The sequence below is a fragment of the Arthrobacter sp. genome (genome assembly GCF_031988865.1).
Taxonomy (GTDB): domain Bacteria; phylum Actinomycetota; class Actinomycetes; order Actinomycetales; family Micrococcaceae; genus Arthrobacter_B.
The window spans coordinates 1-16,073 of sequence record NZ_DALZXY010000083.1 but is presented as its reverse complement, the minus strand read 5'-3'; the positions used below and the strand labels follow the sequence as shown (position 1 = coordinate 16,073).

Genomic DNA, 16,073 nt, shown 5'->3' with positions numbered 1-16,073 from the left:
CCCTGGCGCCGACTCCGGCCCCGGCCCTGGCGCCGACTCCGGCCCCGCGACTCAGGACGCCGAGGAAGGCAGCCAGACTTCGGGCAGTGACCAGGCTCGGGGCAGTGAACAGGCTCCCGGTGAGCGCTCCCCTGAGGACTCCGCCGCGGCGCCCAGCGCCCTGCCGCCGCCCGCGTCTGACGACCCGGAACGTCAGTTGGAAGTGCCGCCGGGATCCGCTGGCACCGGAGCGGAAACGCTCCCGGCCTCGCGCGCGGTTCCAGAGGCGAACGTGCTGCTGACCCTGCCGCTTCCACCTGCCAACGCGGCCGAGCACCGGTTAGTGGAAGCCTTTCCAACGCAACTGGTTCCGCTCTCTCCGGGAGCGGTGGTACTGAGCTCCTCCATCATGTCTTCCGGCAACACTCTCCAAGCCGGGCTGAGCGCGAACAGCAGCTCGGATCCCGAAGACATCCTGGCGTTCTACGCCGGCCATTTTGAAAGCCTGGGGTTCCAGCCCGGAGCACCTGAAACGGCCGGCGGTACCACCTCTGCCGCCTGGTCCTACGGCTCCAGCGCCGTCACCGTCAGTATCGGCCCCGGAGCCGGTCCGGAGGGGACGTCCTACTACGTCTTCGCCGTACTGCGCGCCGGAGTGTAGGCGGCCATGTACCTCTCTCTTGCGGACCAGCGCGCACGACGCCGCACCCGGAACTCTCCGGCCCAGGTTCCGTTCAAGCTCTCCCCGGTGATCGTCCTGCTGGGCATCGTCAGCCTGCTCACGGATGTCTCCTCGGAGGCCGTCGCGGCGGTGCTGCCGGTCTATCTCACCGGGGCCTTGGGACTGTCCATCCTTGCTTACGGTTTCCTGGACGGCCTGCAGCAGGGCATCAGCGCCGTCGTCCGGATAGCCGCGGGGTGGACCTCTGACACGGTGGACCGGCCCAAATGGGTTGCCGCCGCCGGCTATGGCCTGTCCATGGCCGCGCGTGCAGGGCTGCTGATCTCCGCTTCCGTAGGCGCTGTGGCATCGGTGATAGCCCTCGACCGGATCGGCAAGGGCATCCGCACGGCTCCGCGGGACGCCCTGATTACCACGGCCGCCCAACCTGAGCATCTGGCCCGGTCCTTCGGTGTACACAGAATGCTGGACACGGTTGGGGCGACAATCGGGCCGCTGCTGGCCTTCGGCGTGCTGCTCGTCCTTCCGGGAGGCTACTCAACGATCTTCGTGTTCTCGCTGGGCGCCGCCGTCGTCGGGTTCGCGGTGATGGTTCTCCTGGTTCCCAACCTCCGTGCCGCCCGGAAGGAACCCGCTCCCGGTCCGGTACCTAAGCCGCGCCGATCCGCCCGGAGCGCCCTGCGGGAACTGAGCCCGGCACCGGTCCGCCGGCTCCTGCTGGCCGCCGGACTGCTGGCCCTGGTCAGCGTGGGCGACGGTTTCCTTTATCTGCTCCTGCTCAGCGGCGGCGGATTCAACCCGGTCTGGTTCCCGCTGCTGTTCGTTGGAACCAACGCCGCCTATCTTGCCCTCGCCATACCGCTGGGCCGTGCGGCCGACCGGTGGGGACGCCACAAGGTCTTCCTGCTTGGGCACCTTGCCCTCCTGGCTGCCTATGCCTGTGCCGGATTAGGCGGCCTGGGCTCCACACTCGCCTGCCTGCTGGCCCTGGGTACCTTCTACGCGGCAACCGACGGGGTCCTGTCGGCCATGATGGGCGCGCTGGTACCGGCCCGGCTCCGGGCCACCGGCATCGCTGCCGCCCAGAGCGTGGTGGCCCTCGGACGGCTGGCCGCCTCCAGTGCTTTCGGCGTCCTTTGGTACACCCTCGGACCCGAAACGGCGTTGTGGACTGCTGCCGCGGCCCTGACCGTGGTGCTGCCTGCGGCAGCCTGGCTGATCCGTCCAATGGTTGCCGCGCGCACACCGGGGCTTGACCGGGCAGGTGGCGGCAGCGCATGAACCGCCTGGACAACGGTCTGCCGGCTTCCCGGCCGCAGCTGCACCCGGAGGGTCCTGCCCATTCGGGTGCACGCTGGCGCATGCTTGCCGTGGTGACAGCCCTTGTTGTGGCCGGGAGCGGCTATTACGGTGTTTCGGCGTTCCAGGACTATCAGTCCCGTTCCAATGCTGCTCCCGACGTCGCACTGGACCGGGGGCTGTCCACGGCGGCCGGCGGGTACGTGATGTTCCGTAACACGGCCGCAGGCGAAGGTTACGGCCGCATCGGCACCGTGTCACTGGATCTTCCGGATGGTCCGCGCCGGCTGGAGGACACGGCATGCGACCGGATCTACGCCACCGCGTCCTTGCGCTCCTGCCTGCGGACCACAGCCGGGATCCAAACCACCTTCTCCGACGTCGTCCTGGATCCGGACGGCAACGAACTGGCAGCGTGGGCACTTCCCGGCATACCCAGCAGGACACGCATCTCTCCGGACGGTTCCCTGGTGGCCTCCACCGCATTCGTCACGGGGCACTCCTATGCAGGCACCGGGTTCTCGACCGAAACCCGCATCACTGGGGTGAATGGGAAGGACTACGGCAACATCGAGGATTTCACCCTGCTGGTGGACGGCGGGGAGATCGCAGCGGCGGACAGGAACATGTGGGGAGTCACCTTCGGCACCGACGGCGACACGTTCTACGCCACGGCAGCCAGCGGGGGGCATCATTGGCTGGTTCGCGGCAGCCTGGCGGCGCGGACCCTTGTCTCCCTGCGCGACGGCGTTGAGTGCCCCTCGCTTTCCCCGGATGGCAAACGGATCGCCTTCAAGAAAGAGGTATCTGGGACGGCGATGCCGCACTGGAGGGTTGCAGTGCTCGAACTGGACAGCTTGGACGAAACGGTCCTGGCAGAGTCCCGCAGCGTTGATGACCAAATCGAATGGCTGAACGAGGGCACGGTGCTCTACGGACTCCCGCGGGACGGTTCCTCCGGCGACTCGGACATCTGGTCGCTGGACGTGGCGGGCGGAGAGCCGGAGCTGTTCATTGAACATGCGTGGTCTCCCGCCGTCGTCCGTTGAACCGGCGGGGACCTCAGCTGACCGGCTCCCGTTTCTATTCGCTCCCCTGGTCCGGCCGTGTGAAGACTACGTCCACCAGGTAACTGGATCCCGAGGGAGCGGTGGGGAAACCTCCGGCGTAGGAGTAGCGTCCACCGTTGGCCGGGACCAGCAGCGGCAGGCGGTCCCGGCCGGAGGCGAATCCCCCTGGGGTAGCCGAGTAGACCCCCGCCGGCGCGCTGTAGGCGACGGTGTATTCCGTACCGGGCGTGACCGCGACCGGCACGTCTAATGTTGCTGACTGCCAGCCCTCATTCGTCCCGCCCGCGAACAACACCCGGGCCAGTTCCGTGCCGGCATCGTCATAGAGATAGCCGGTATGCGGCCCGGTATTCCCCTCGCCCCGGTAGAACCGCACCGCACCGATCTGCCCGGGAACCTCCACGGAGAACGCGGTGCCCAGGGTGACAGGAGTTCCGTCCAGTACCCGGTCAATCAGCGGAACGTCTGCCTGGGCGTACAGGCTGCACGGGCAGCCGTTCTCCGGATCCGGTACCTCCGGCGGTACCCCGCCGGAGTCGAACAGCACATCGACCAGGTAACTCGCCGCCGATGGGCTCCCCGGGTAGCCGCCGGCATAGCTGAACCTCCCTCCGGAAGCATCTACGCTCAGCGGACCGTAGCTGTAGGACCCGGTGAACTGGCCCGGTGTGACCGAATACGTTCCCGTGGGAGAGGTGTACGCGGCGATGTACTCGTTGCCGCCGCGGATCGGGACAGGCTCATCGAAGTTCACGCTCTGCCATCCGCTGCTGGATTCCGAACTGAACGTGGCTGATGCGAGCACCGATCCGTCGGCCGCGAACAGTTTTCCGGTATGGGTACCGGTGTTCCCGGCTCCCTTGAAGAACCGGATACCGCTGACGAGTCCATCAGCTGAGGAGCGGAAGGCGGTCCCCAGCACCACCGGCCGCCCGTCGGCTACCTGGGCAACCGCAGGAAGCGTGTCCGCCGGGAACAGGCCGCAGGGGCATTCCCCTTCGGTGCTTGCCGCAGCAGTGGTGAAGGTCCAGGTCCCGCTGCCGTCGGGCACAAGGTCTTCGGCACCGGTGCCCGTGAGCCGCACCGTATACTCCGTGGCTCCCGTTAATGCTGCCGCCGGAGTGAACGTGGCTGTCCGGGTCCCGGCGTCGTATCCGGTCTGGCCGGAGACTTCCCGGCCGTCCGGGCCCTGGAGACTGACGGCTACGGAACCAGGCAGAACCTCGTGGGAGAAGGTCCCGGACACTGTGCTGTTTACCGGAACGCCCGCCGCGCCCGCGGCGGGAGCGCGGGCGGACACGCTCAGGCCGGGAGCCCCGCGTTCATAGACGACATCCACGAGATACCCCGAGCTGGAGGACCGTTCCGGGTATGTGCCTCCGTAAACGAAGCGTCCACCATCAGGGGGCACGCTGAGCGGACCATAGGAATATCCGCCGGCGAACTGTCCCAGGTTTGCTGAATAGGCACCGTTGGGCGAGGTGTAGGCCGCGACGTACTCCTGGCCGGCCTGTACCGGCACGGGGACCGGAAAGGTGGCAGTCTGCCAGCCCGACGCCGATTCGCCGCTGAAGGTTAGAGCTGCCAGTTCGGCACCGCCGGGCCCGAAGAGCCTGCCGGTGTGGACGCCGGTGTTACCCGGTCCTTTGTAGAAGCGGACACCCGTGATGGTTCCGGCTGCATCCGGCCGGAAAGCCACGCCAAGCGTCAGCGGGATCCCGTCCGAAAGCTGTGGCAGCTGGGGGATGGAATCTTCGCTGAAAAGGCTGCAGGGGCAGTCCCCCTCAGATGCGCTCCTCGTTGTGGTGAAGGACCAGGTCCCTCCGGAGGCGATCCCGTTGCCGTCCGTGTCGACGGCGGCCAGTTCCACCGTATGCTGTGTCCCTGCGGACAGCTCAGCCGCCGGCAGGAACTCCGCTGTGCGGCTGGCCGCAGAATAGCGTGTGCTCCCCTCCACCGGGGTTCCTGCGGCGTCCCGCACCACCATGCTTACGCTTTCGCGGAGAACTTCCTTGGAAAGTACCGCCGTAATCCGCGTATCCAGCGCAACGCCGGCCGCGCCGTCGGCGGGCAATTGGGAGGAGGCAGAGAGCGGGGCGTTGCTGGTGGTATCGAAGACAGCGTCGACGAAGTAGTTCGTGTTGCGGTAGCTGTCCGCCGGGAACCGCCCCGGGACGGTGTTGTAGACCCCGGCCGGCGGGGCACCGAAGCCCCCGGCCACCAGCAGCGGCGCCGCGGCATTTCCCCGTCCAGACCAGTAGTCCGGGGCCGTGGCATAGTGCCCCGACGGAGCGGTGTAGGAGACGACGTACCCGGATCCGGCGGTGACTGCCACCGGCTCGGCCAGCATCGCCTGCTGCCAGCCGGAAGTGGTCCCGCCCGTGAAGCTCACGGTGGCGAGCGCTGTTCCGGCGGCGTCCCAGAGAGTCCCGGTGTGCGGTCCGGTGTTGGCCTCTGCCTTATAGAAGCGGATGCCGCTGATAAATCCGCCGGCCGACGGCGTGAACCGCATGCCGACTTCCACCGCCGACCCGTCGCCGCCGTCGGCGGTTTCCGGTTCCTGGGCCCCGAATACCGTGTACGGACCGTTGACGGTGAGCTGGGCCGAGACTCCGGTTGGATCAAAGTTGCCGCTGTCATCAATCGCCCGCACCCGCACGGTCTGGGTGTCCATGCCGTGCTGGACGTAGGTGTAGCTCCACTGCGACGTGCCCTCGGCCGCATGCCAGGTCTCGCCGTCGTTGGTGGAAACCTCCACCCCGGCAACCTGCCCACCCGTGTCCGAAGCAGTCCCGGCGACGGTAACCGGCGCACCGTTGGCAACATTGATCCCGGGCTGGATGGAGGTCACGACGGCGGTTGGCGCGGTGGCATCACCGCTGGCCGGCGTGGCCGTGAGGGTGGAATCCAGCGAAGCAGGCTGGGCGCCCATGTCCGCGAGCAGGTTCACCTGCGCCTGCTGCATCCGCAGATCCGCCGGGGCTCCCCAGCCGTCGTGTTCGCGATCCAGCCCCCACGTCCACTGAACGCTGCCCGCCGAGAACACCAGCGCCCCACTCGGCGCCCGGTACTGGGTTAGATGATGCTCGGTTATACCTTCGGTAACGGTGTTTCCGTAGTCCCGCAGGTACTGCGGTGTTGGTCCCACCGTCGTGGAGAGCCTGGCGAGCCCGGGCGGACGGAAGCCATTGTCCAGGTCTTCATTAGATTCATAGCCGATAGTGTGCGGCGCGAGTTCGGTGCGGCTGCCCGGGCTCTGGGCGGCGAGTTCCGTGTGCCGCCACAACCGGTACCGGCCTTCCTCGGCACTGACCGTAATGGGCAGGTCGGAGAAATTTGCCACATAGGCCGTGCCCGTCAGTGCGTTCTCCGGCACGCCTCCGCCCTGCGACGCTGGGGCTATCCTGGGGTCCCGCCAGGTGCCCGTCCACTCAGGTGCCGGGTCGATCTTGGTATTGGCCCAGGTTTCCTTGTAGCTCACCAGCGTCCGGTGGACGCCGCCGTCCACCGGGGAGGGCTCATAGCGGGTCCGCCAATACATCTCGTTTCCCGACAGGAATTGCAGGTTCACCCCGGCGTCCCGGGCCGCTTCGACGTTGGCCCGTTGGGCGCCGGACCAGTATTCGTCGTGCCCCACGGAAAGGAACACCTGATGGTTTTTCAGTGCTTCGCCGCGGCGGTCGGTGTCAACGCCGGCCTGGTACGTGACGTCGTATCCGTTCTTTTCCAGGAAACGGACCATCGGAAACTCGGCGCTGAAGTAGAAGTCCCGCCCGTCGTTGTCCCCGCGGGTTGCTATCGGACGGTTGTAGCTGACCTTGTAGGCCCTGCCGTTGGCAGCTCCCTGGTAGAAGTCCGATCCGCCGTAGGTGTTGTAGGCCTGCCAGGTGGGATCCGACGTCTGGAAAACGACGTCGGCCGTGGAAGTGTCGCTGCGGACGATGAAGATGATGTGGCTGGCCCCGCCCGTGTCGGGGCGGCGCAGGAGCGCCACGTACACCCCGGACACGGCGTCGGCCGGAACGGTCCAGCCCGCCGACCGGTGCCAGGTTCCGCAGTCCACCAACTCGGTGGTGACATCACTGAGGCACTCAGGCTGGCGCTGCGGCAGGGTGGCCTCCGGAGCCACTGAGGCGATGTGCCGGGCCCCGAGCCCCTGGTACCACCCCGTGCGGTAGATATCGATGCTGTACGCCAAGGCATCTGTCTTTACCTTGAAGTCGAGGCTCTCCCCCGTGTTGACACTGATCTCGGTGGCGAAGCCCTGGAGTGTGGGGTCGCCGGCTTTCTCGATATCCCATTCCTCCGGATCCGCGCCGGGCTTGGCGTTTTCGCAGGCAATCGGATTTTCCGCCATGGCACAGTTGCCGGCCGCTGCGGCCGGCAGCGGCTGCAGCAGGACCAGCTGGGCAGCCACCAGCAGCGCGGCCAGTGCCAGGGCAGCAGTGCCCGCTCCGCGGATGTGCCTCCGATGTGGGGATGCAGGAGCCTCAAGTTCTAGGTGCATGGTGTCCCGGGTCTCTCGATTGGAGCTGTTGACTGCCCGCCATCAGGGTAGGACCGGCGGGCCGATAGCAAAGGCGGGGCGGCTACGGGCCTGTGCGCGGTTTGCGGTCCAAGGACCGGGGGCCGGATAGGTAATCCCACGCCTACGGTGCCAGCGGAACACGGTAGATGTGGAAGGAGTATTCCCGGTCGAAGGAGTCGGTAAAGCTGCCGTTTCCGTCGGAAGGGAGCATGCGGTCTTCGAAAAGCACCTCAACGTCCCTTCCCCGGACGTCTTCCGGCAATTGGAAAGACCGCGCGCCCGGTTCCGTGCCGCCGTCGAGCATCGCGAAAACGTAGGCATAGGTTCCATCGGTCTTGAGCATGGTGTCCGTTCCGGTGCCGAAGGAGTATTCGTAGGACTGGGTGTTGATGACCGGTGCCAGTTCATGGATCTTCGTGTTCACTTCCCGCACGGCCTGGATCTGGTCGCGTCCGCAGAAGCCGGGGTCCAGCTGCGACGCCCGGAACACGTTGGACGTTTCGCAGGGGCCGGAGAAGCTCTGGTTGAAGTACAGAATGCCGCGTGCCTCGTTGATCACCGCGCTCATGACTGCTCCCTGCACCGGACCTGGCCCTGCGTAGCCCGAAAAGGTGCCCTCCGCGGGACCACCGTTCAGGTTTTCGACAAAGTGCCAGATTGGCTGCAGTTCGCCGTCTGCCGCATCCCGCATGCGCAGCGCTTCCACCGCCCGCCCATAGCTCGACGCCGTCCGGCACGCCGGCTGGCTGATCGGCACCAGGTAAGGGCTGCGGTAGGGCTGCAGCGAGCAGTGCGGGATGGTGTACCAGTACATGTCCATCGACACGACATCGGTTGGACCGTTGACCAGGTTTTCCGCGTCCTTCGCCGGCATGTCGGTGCTGATGACCATCTGGGTGAAGTTCGCCATCTTGAACATTCCCGGCGGTGCCTTGTCCGCCCGTGCCTCAAGGCGACGCAGTCCCTCCTGCGGGCTGAACCGCCCATCGACCTCGTCATCAAGGAAGGTTCCCACCCAGTTGGGGTTGTCCGGAGCGAACGTGGGGTTGAGCCCGTCACCAATCCAGTACACGTCGTTCTCTTCGAAGAGCCGAAAATCTGTGTCCTCCGAGAGCCCGATGTAGGTATTGACCCCCAGCGACTTGTCGTACTGGACCTCTTCACTGCTGCTGATGCCGTTGTGCCACGCAACGATCGGGAAGAAGGACGGATCGGACCACCCGGCCGCTTCGGCATTATCGTATTCCGACCAGTAGTCCGGTCCGCCCTCCCAGGGGATGCGCGGCAGCCTGAGGTCGCCGGACTGGTCCTGGCCCTCCGCCGGCATATCCGTCCCCCCGGTGCATCCGCTGATTCCCACGGCGAGCGCAGCTGCGAAGAAAGCCGCGGTGCTTCCCCGCCGGGCCGTCCTGCTCCAGCCGATGGCGCTTTGCCCCGTCATGGTTCCTCCCTGGATTGGCTGGCGGATTGTCCCGGCGGCGGACTGTGCAGCCCGCGGAACGCCCCTGCGGCGCCGGACATGAGGAAAAGCAGGGCGGCGGACATGGAGAAATTGAGGCCGTCGAAAATGGCCAGCAGAACCCCGCCGGCCAGGAGGGACGCCGCAACCGCTGCCCCCTGTGCCCGGACGGTGCTGCCGCGCGGTGCCGTGGCGAACGCCGTCCGCAGGGCGCCTGTCATCGAGCATCCCAATACGAGGAGCAACAGACCGGTACCGACCAGTCCCAGCTCCACCAGGGCCGTGAGGTAACCATTGTCGAAAATCCGGTAGTGCGGCAGGAACGTTCCGAATCCACGGCCGAAGAACGCATTCCGCAGGGCTATTTCCACCGCCACCGAGTAGCTGTCCGTACGGGACAGCGAACTGGAATCGTTGCCCAGGCTCAGGAACATGCCACGGATGGTTCCCGCCATGCCGGGCACACCGACGTAGACGATTCCGAGCAGGGTTGCCGCCGCTGCCAGGGCTTTCAAACGGACGGAAGCGGACCAGCTCGGTACCAGGGCGAGCACCCCAACTGCGGCCCCAATGAGCGCCGAACGTGAACCGGATATCACCGATATCAGGGCCACGGCGGCAGCCGGCCACCAGCGGGCAGCGAAGCTCCGGTGCTGTTCGGTAAGGGCGAGCATCAAGGCGATAGGCAGGACCATGGAGAGAACGGTGGCGTATTCCAGTGGTTGGGAGGCAGCACCGGAGGGCCGGACGAAGTCCCCCCGGTTGGAGACGACGGTATAGGCGGTGTCCGCACTGAAACCCGGCAGCTGGATCCATTCAAGCAGGCTCTGCCCGGAGACGAACTGAGCCAGTCCCAACAGCGCGGCCAGGCCTCCGATCAGGGCGAACCGGCGCATGAGGCAGAGCCAGCGGGATACGGAGGTGACGCCGTCGTTGGCGACCAGGGCGATGCCCACCCAGCCGGCGACCCGCACGAGTCCGCTGTCAGCCGGAGTGGACTCGCTCGGCGGCATTCCCTGCAGATTCGCCATGGCATAGCTGATCAGCACGCTCGCAAGAAAAAGCAGCAGCACTGCACGGACCACCGGCGATCCGCCGGCCAGGGGGGTGGATCGGCGCAGGCGTTCGAACGCCCACCAAGACAGTCCGAGCACCCCCCACAGCGTGGATGGCCTGCCGATGGCGCCAAGGGCTTCGATGGTCAGGTAGGAGGGAACGGCCAAGGTCAGGATGAGGTAAATGGTCAGGAAAGACACCGCGTCCCCCATCGTGCTCCCGCCTGCCTGTCCGGGCTCCAGCCGGACCGGGAGACGGCTTACCGCTGCCATCGGGTTCTCCTTTTCCTGCGGGCAGCCGCCGCGTCAGTGGCGGCTGCTGCGGCGCAGGATAGCCCCAGCCCTGCCACCGAAAGCGCGACCAGTGCCTTGACCTCACCCGTGCGGGTTTTACCGAAAGACGTGATGATCAGGTCTTCAGGGGAGCGTTCCACGGTGATAAAGGAACCTGGCTGGGCAGCTGTCTCCGCCTGGAGCGCCGCGCTGACGCGCCGCACGTCGGTCAGCACGGCGTCCATGCCTTCCTCTACCTCGGCCGGGGACGATGCGGCCACTTGCACTGATAGAACGGGCCGGCCGAAGGACGGTACCCACTGTCCACCGCTGTCCAGCATGCCGATCGAAGTTCCTGCCCGGATCCCGGTTCCGAAAAGTGAGGCTGTGGTTGAGGCAAGTTTTGCTGGTTTGGTTCCCGCCAGGACTTTCCGTTCCACGATCGCCGTGAAATCGATCAGCGTCTGGGTCCCGGTCCCAGCCAGCTGGCGGCTTTCCCCCGGAACCCCTGGCTCCACAAAAACGTAGTCAGCCTGGGCGGCGTACACCGTCCCAGACTGTCCAAGGACGGTGTACGCCGCCCAGATACAGCACATTCCGGCCAGGACGACGTACCAGCGGCGGGCCAGCACTCCGAGAAGCTGCGAGGCGGTCACCGGACCCGTGCGTCTTTCCCCAGGGCAGCGTCCCGGTTGGTTCCGGGTGCACCCCCGGCGGCATCTGGCGCTCCGCTCCCGGTTCCGTGGACCGGCTGGTTTCCGGATGCCGGCAGGCCGGTGCGGCTGGTTCCGGCCACCGCGGAGCCGGCCGGAGCCGCTCCCGCCTTCCGCTGCCGGCGGCTGATCAGCAGGCCGTCCAGTAGAGCCGTAAACATCAGTGTTCCGACCAACCCTGCCAAACCGGCCAGCGCCATGACCTGGAGGCTCTGTTTGAAATTGAGGTCCGCCTCCGTGGCAATCACTACTGGCATGATGTCGATCCGCTGCTCCGCTGTGACGCCAAGCTCGTCCTGCATCCGGGCGAGCGTCGCGGGGAGCGTCGCCATGGCGGCGTTAAGGAGCTCCAGGGACTCCGCGGCAGTATCCGCCTCTGCCTGCACCACAATGATCGATCCGCTGGTAGTCCGGTCCGGCTCCACGACGTAGGTGGCGGACGGGTGGTCTTCCAATACCCGTTCGCGGATATCGGTGGCGTTCGTCTGCCGGACCAGCACATCCATCGCCTCGCCCATCCCTCCCAGCTGGAGGTACGGGTTCCCGGCGTCGCCCACCGCGGCCGACGGCGGCATAAGCACCATGCTCCCCTGTGCCTCGTAGGACGGCGGGACCAGCATGTTGGCCGCGGCGCACAGCGCACCTGTCAGCAGCACACCGACCAGAACCAGATACCAGCGGCGGGCGATCACCCGCAGGCTTTGCGGAGCCTTCATCTTTCCCCCGATCCCATTCCCGCGCGGGCGCGGAGCAGTTCCTTGACCCGGTCCAACCCGTCCTTGCCGGCCACGCGCAGCAGCACGGTCTTAACCGCGCTGCGAAGCCCGTCCCTGGCGGCCCGGCGCGGGAGCGTCAGGAGAAGTTCGCGGGCTTGGTCCAGCACCGAAGCGGGCAGCGCGGAGTCCAGCAGCCCGGGGAATGACCTTCTGTGCGGTCCCGGTGCCGTCCGCCGGCCGCGGATCCGGTTACTGACGTTCCCGCCGTGGACAATTTGCAGCCATCCCGGCGGGCCGGGTACTTCCCGCACCGGCATGCTGCGCCCGAGCATCGTGTGCCAGTCGTTCCAGCACGTCAGCGCGTCTTCCCATGGCTCCACCACGGAACAGAACGCATTCGTACGGTCGGTGCGGGCGTAAAGGGAGGTGCCGTGGAGGATGAGTCCCCGGGGCAGGTATAGGGCTGCCCGCGCAGGTTCTGTCTCCCCGGCCGCCCGCTGCAGGCGGTCCACGAAATCGGTTGCCAGGCCGTCGTCGTTGTCCAGGTTCGTGGTTATCAATGCCTCTCCCGGGACCTGCCCCGAGTCCTGGACCACGGCCCGCAGGTCGCCAAGAAGTTCCGCCCGGTTCACCGAGGCACGGAAAACCGGAGTAAACGTTCCCCCAGCGGACCAGTCGCTGATTTTTTCCCGGAGCCACCCCGGACTTTCGGGGTCGAAGTAGATGACCCAGCCAAAGCGGGGATTGGTCTGCGCTGCAACCGAGGCCAGGCAGTAGCGTTCGAAGAGACCGGCCCGTTCCCGGAGCCAGCCCTCCCGGGCACGTACCAGGCTCTCCGCTCCGGGGGTCGGCAGGTTGAAGCGGGTGATCAGAAAGTGGTCACCCGTGAAAGCCGGCGCTGAAGCCTCAATGGCCTGCAGCAGGTCCCGGGCCCGCGATCCCCATGAGTGCTCCATGGCGGCCTGCTGGCGCATCCGGATCTGTTCCGGGTCCGGTGTCTCGTTGGCGAGCCGCTTCACCGCTGCTGCGAAACCTTCGGCGCCGTCTTCAAGCAGGATGTGCCCGGAGTTCAGCCAGCGGGCGGCCGGCAGATCGGTAGCCACCACCGGCAGGCCGGCGGACAGGTAGTCCAGGGTCTTGAGCGGGAAGCTGGCACGGTTGAAGGGCGTGTCACTGTAAGGAGTAATCCCTACCGTGACTGTTTCCAGCTGCTCCGCGGCCGCGGCAGCTGACATTTCCCCCAGCCAGGTCACGTTGTTGTGGCTGAGCAGGTCATCAAGGCCGGCACCCACGGCGGGGTCGCGTTCGGTGCGTGGGCCAATGACGGTCAGGGCCGTCCCGGATGCCACCACGGCTTGGAGTATCTCCAGGTCCAGCCGCTCGTTGAGCTGGCCCACCAGCGCCGCTCCCGGCCGGCGTGTTTGGGCCTGGCCGTCCGACGGCGTCAGGCAGCCGTTGGGCAGCACCATCACCTCCGTCCCGGGAACGATCTGCTGCAACTGGGCAGCCAGGTAGGGTGAGACCGCCACCACCAAATCCGCTTCCCGGAGGTTGTATTCCATGCAGCGCCGGATCCTGCCCGCCGGCAGCCCCATCAGGGCAGCACCGGCGAGCCAGTCATCGGTCACGAAAAACACTCTGATACCCGCGGCCCCGCGCGGGAAACGGGCCATGGGTCCGGCGACGACGACGGCCCCGGGGCTGGGTGAGCGCATCTTGAGCAGTGCCCGCCGCAGGATTCGTTCGGCCACGAGCCGCACCACGGGACGCGTGGCACCAGGGGGAACGGGCACGGTGAGGCGTTCCACTCCCGGGTGCACAGTTTCCCGGGAAGGGAGGATGCCCTTGGCCCGATCGCCCAGCACCGGTGCCGGCGGGTCGGCCCAGATAACGTCGCGGTGCGCGGCCAGGGCGGTGGCCAGCTGTTTCTCCGTGCCCGCGATTGCGTCCCACGGCGTGCCTGCTATCCACAGCAGCGGAGTCGTTGGTCTCATCTGGTCCTCCCCGTCGTAACTGGTCGGTCCAGTCCTGCGCCGGGCTGGGAGGGACCGGCTGCGCCGCTGAGCATGATCCGGCCCAGCAGCGGCTCATGGGCCAGCAGCACCAGCCTGTTTCCAGCCGTCAATTCCGCCAGAAGCCGGTAGCCCTCCGGCTCCGAGGTGCCGTTGATGATGACCAGGGAACATCCGGCGAGGAAATCCGTGGCGCCGGCAACCGCTGCGGGATCGGCCACATAGGCGAGCACCCTGTTTCCGTGGGTTTCCGTACGGGGCGTTTGCCCGCTGGTAACAATCGTGAGCGGGGGCAGGGACGGGTTCAGGTCCAGGCCCCTGCGCAGGGCGCGCTGCGAGCGGTCATTAGCGGGCGCCCCGAACTGGACTGCTTCGTCCAGGCCCTCGCGCCGCACCAGGTCGGTAATGGTCCGGGACCAGTCATCGCCGAGCAGCTTCTGTTTGATGGGTGAGAGCCGCAGCCGGACCTCCTTAACCGGGCCGGTCCGCAGCTGCCAGCGGAGGCGGCGGCGCACCCGCTGATTAATCAGCTGGAGCGGTGGGAGGCGCGATGCCGGGCCCGACGCCGTACCGCAGGCCTGAAGCTGCTTGGCCAATTCCTGTTCCCACTGCTCATCCGAACGCACCGGCGGCGGGCAAATCGACGCCCGGGCCGGTGCAGTCCCGGTGAATGGCACCCCCAGGGCCCGGCGTATCCGGTCGAGCTCCGAATGGCGCAGTTCTGGGAACCTACCGGCGGCAGCCTGGGCCTGGCCGTGTTCCCCGGAGCACAGCAGGGTCCGGATATGTGTGGCCCAGAGAACGGGATCCGGGTCCGGGGCATTCCGGTCGGTGAAGGTGTCCGTCAGTGCCTGGGTAGTCCAGTCCCGGGCTGTCTGGGCGTTGCCGGACGCTAATTCGGTGAACGCCAGTCCGGTGATGGCTTCGGGGATGAAATAGAAGTTCAGGCACTTGAGGAATTCCCTGCGGGCGCCGTCGAGGTCCTGTCCATCCAGGCTGCGCCAGCCCGCAGCCAGGAACCCGCGGTCCCTGCCGCCCACGCTGAAGGCGGCAGGGCGTTGGCCGGCGGGAGCAAGCATCAGGCTGCCGGCGGGGCCGGCCTGGATGATCCGTTGTCCGGGCGTGCGGCGGGCGGTGAGCTGGAGCCATTCGAGGACCTGGCTTCGGGACGCCTGCACATGGCGGGTATGCGCCAGGTCGTGTCCGGCCCGGACGATGCCCTCCAGCCTGTCTGGGTCGGCAAACAGGACATCGAGTTTGTCCGCGATCTCCGCAGGCCCGCCCAGGACACAGTTTTCCATGTCCACGAATCCGAAGGCGGCCAGCGCCGGTGTGTCCTCGGCGACCAGGCAGGCCCCGGCGGCAGGAATTTCCAGATGCTTGCGGACGAGGTCCCGGGACATACTCCCGCAGGCCGGGACAAAAACGCTGGCACTGAGCAGGCGGGCATATTCGGCACCATGCACGGTGCGGCCGGCGCCGCTGCCCCAGCCGTAGTGCGGCATGGTCATGGTGGCGAAACGCTGTGAAAGAACCCGGCCGACGGCGTTGCGCCAGGGATAGTGCCGTTCCTGGCTGCCGGTGAAGAGCACCGGGATGTTTTTCGCCCCGGGATAGCGCCGGAACACCGCGGGATCAACTGCATTTGGCCAGACGAAGAGGCGGTCCGCGATTTCCGGAGTGTATTCCGCCATGGACACCGAGTTCGTGAAGAAGTCCGCCACTCCCCAGCGTTCCATGTCGGAGAGAAAGACGGCCCGGGCCAGGTCATAGGCGTCGGAATGCAGGAAACCCAGCTTGGGAATGTCCGGACGGCTGCCGGTATTGCGGATCCGCCGCTCCCCCGCGTAGACACCGGATTCGAAGACGCTCAGCGCGGGCTCGAACGCATCGCATTCGGCCCCGTAGTCACAGTCCCTGTCGATCACCCGCACGTCGAAGAAGTGCCCGAGAGTCTGGACATGTTCATCCAGATGCCGGTTGAGGAACGCGGGGAGTCCCGGCCGTGTCCAGCGGAACAGCAGCAGCCGTGGCCGATCGTTGGGCGCGGTACTCATGCTGTCTCCTTTTGGTGCCGCCCATGGCGCAGCGGCAGTTGGATACGGTCATAGGCGGCCAGCAGCGTGCCGGCCCGCCCGCTCATGCTCGCGGGCAGCACCCGCCGGAGCATGGGCGCGCTCAACACGGCGTAGGCGGCGCATCCGGACAAGCCGCCAACCAGCAGCCTCATAAAGTCGCTGTTGGCTGCGCCGGCTCCAACCAGAGCCAGCAGGCCGGCGGCTGTGGC

General features: G+C 66.8%; 11 protein-coding genes. 3 read left to right on the top strand and 8 right to left on the bottom strand.

Annotated elements, in window-relative coordinates; genetic code table 11:
• The 3 genes from RTN46_RS13610 to RTN46_RS13600 form a co-directional block, all read left to right on the top strand.
• Positions 1-640, top strand: a 640-nt coding sequence (locus RTN46_RS13610; RefSeq protein WP_312182153.1) for a hypothetical protein, incomplete at its 5' end; no start/stop codon positions are given.
• A gap of 6 nt (positions 641-646) precedes the next feature.
• Complete coding sequence (locus RTN46_RS13605) at positions 647-1,942, top strand: MFS transporter (protein ID WP_312182152.1); 1,296 nt, start codon at positions 647-649, stop codon at positions 1,940-1,942.
• Positions 1,939-3,009 (top strand): hypothetical protein, encoded by a 1,071-nt coding sequence (locus RTN46_RS13600; protein ID WP_312182151.1) that lies wholly within the window; start codon positions 1,939-1,941, stop codon positions 3,007-3,009. The genes RTN46_RS13605 and RTN46_RS13600 overlap by 4 nt, the downstream gene beginning before the upstream one ends.
• A gap of 34 nt (positions 3,010-3,043) precedes the next feature.
• On the opposite strand, the gene RTN46_RS13595 is transcribed toward RTN46_RS13600, so the two are convergent.
• The 8 genes from RTN46_RS13595 to RTN46_RS13560 form a co-directional block, all read right to left on the bottom strand.
• Positions 3,044-7,537 (bottom strand): DUF4082 domain-containing protein, encoded by a 4,494-nt coding sequence (locus tag RTN46_RS13595; protein ID WP_312182150.1) that lies wholly within the window; start codon positions 7,535-7,537, stop codon positions 3,044-3,046.
• Positions 7,538-7,679: 142 nt separating this feature from the next.
• Positions 7,680-8,999, bottom strand: a complete 1,320-nt coding sequence (locus RTN46_RS13590; RefSeq protein ID WP_312182148.1) for a hypothetical protein — start codon at positions 8,997-8,999, stop codon at positions 7,680-7,682.
• On the bottom strand, positions 8,996-10,345 hold the full coding sequence (locus tag RTN46_RS13585) for an O-antigen ligase family protein (RefSeq protein ID WP_312182146.1): 1,350 nt from the start codon (positions 10,343-10,345) through the stop codon (positions 8,996-8,998). The genes RTN46_RS13590 and RTN46_RS13585 overlap by 4 nt, the downstream gene beginning before the upstream one ends.
• Positions 10,333-11,001: a hypothetical protein gene (locus RTN46_RS13580; RefSeq protein ID WP_312182145.1), complete on the bottom strand. Its 669-nt coding sequence runs from the start codon at positions 10,999-11,001 to the stop codon at positions 10,333-10,335. The genes RTN46_RS13585 and RTN46_RS13580 overlap by 13 nt, the downstream gene beginning before the upstream one ends.
• The gene (locus RTN46_RS13575; protein WP_312182143.1) at positions 10,998-11,774 is read right to left on the bottom strand and encodes a hypothetical protein; all 777 of its coding nucleotides are present in this window, start codon (positions 11,772-11,774) and stop codon (positions 10,998-11,000) included. The genes RTN46_RS13580 and RTN46_RS13575 overlap by 4 nt, the downstream gene beginning before the upstream one ends.
• Positions 11,771-13,768, bottom strand: a complete 1,998-nt coding sequence (locus RTN46_RS13570; RefSeq protein ID WP_312182141.1) for a glycosyltransferase — start codon at positions 13,766-13,768, stop codon at positions 11,771-11,773. The genes RTN46_RS13575 and RTN46_RS13570 overlap by 4 nt, the downstream gene beginning before the upstream one ends.
• Positions 13,765-15,843, bottom strand: a complete 2,079-nt coding sequence (locus tag RTN46_RS13565) for a glycosyltransferase (protein ID WP_312182139.1) — start codon at positions 15,841-15,843, stop codon at positions 13,765-13,767. The genes RTN46_RS13570 and RTN46_RS13565 overlap by 4 nt, the downstream gene beginning before the upstream one ends.
• Positions 15,840-16,073 (bottom strand): hypothetical protein (locus tag RTN46_RS13560; protein WP_312182138.1); only part of this gene is annotated, 234 nt, incomplete at its 5' end. The genes RTN46_RS13560 and RTN46_RS13565, both read right to left, overlap by 4 nt.

Coding starts and splice junctions, on each gene's coding strand:
- RTN46_RS13575 (WP_312182143.1), bottom strand. CDS start 11,774: ATGAAGGCTCCGCAAAGCCTGCGGGTGATCGCCCGCCGCTGGTATCTG.
- RTN46_RS13565 (WP_312182139.1), bottom strand. CDS start 15,843: ATGAGTACCGCGCCCAACGATCGGCCACGGCTGCTGCTGTTCCGCTGG.
- RTN46_RS13600 (WP_312182151.1), top strand. CDS start 1,939: ATGAACCGCCTGGACAACGGTCTGCCGGCTTCCCGGCCGCAGCTGCAC.
- RTN46_RS13605 (WP_312182152.1), top strand. CDS start 647: ATGTACCTCTCTCTTGCGGACCAGCGCGCACGACGCCGCACCCGGAAC.
- RTN46_RS13595 (WP_312182150.1), bottom strand. CDS start 7,537: ATGCACCTAGAACTTGAGGCTCCTGCATCCCCACATCGGAGGCACATC.
- RTN46_RS13570 (WP_312182141.1), bottom strand. CDS start 13,768: ATGAGACCAACGACTCCGCTGCTGTGGATAGCAGGCACGCCGTGGGAC.
- RTN46_RS13585 (WP_312182146.1), bottom strand. CDS start 10,345: ATGGCAGCGGTAAGCCGTCTCCCGGTCCGGCTGGAGCCCGGACAGGCA.
- RTN46_RS13590 (WP_312182148.1), bottom strand. CDS start 8,999: ATGACGGGGCAAAGCGCCATCGGCTGGAGCAGGACGGCCCGGCGGGGA.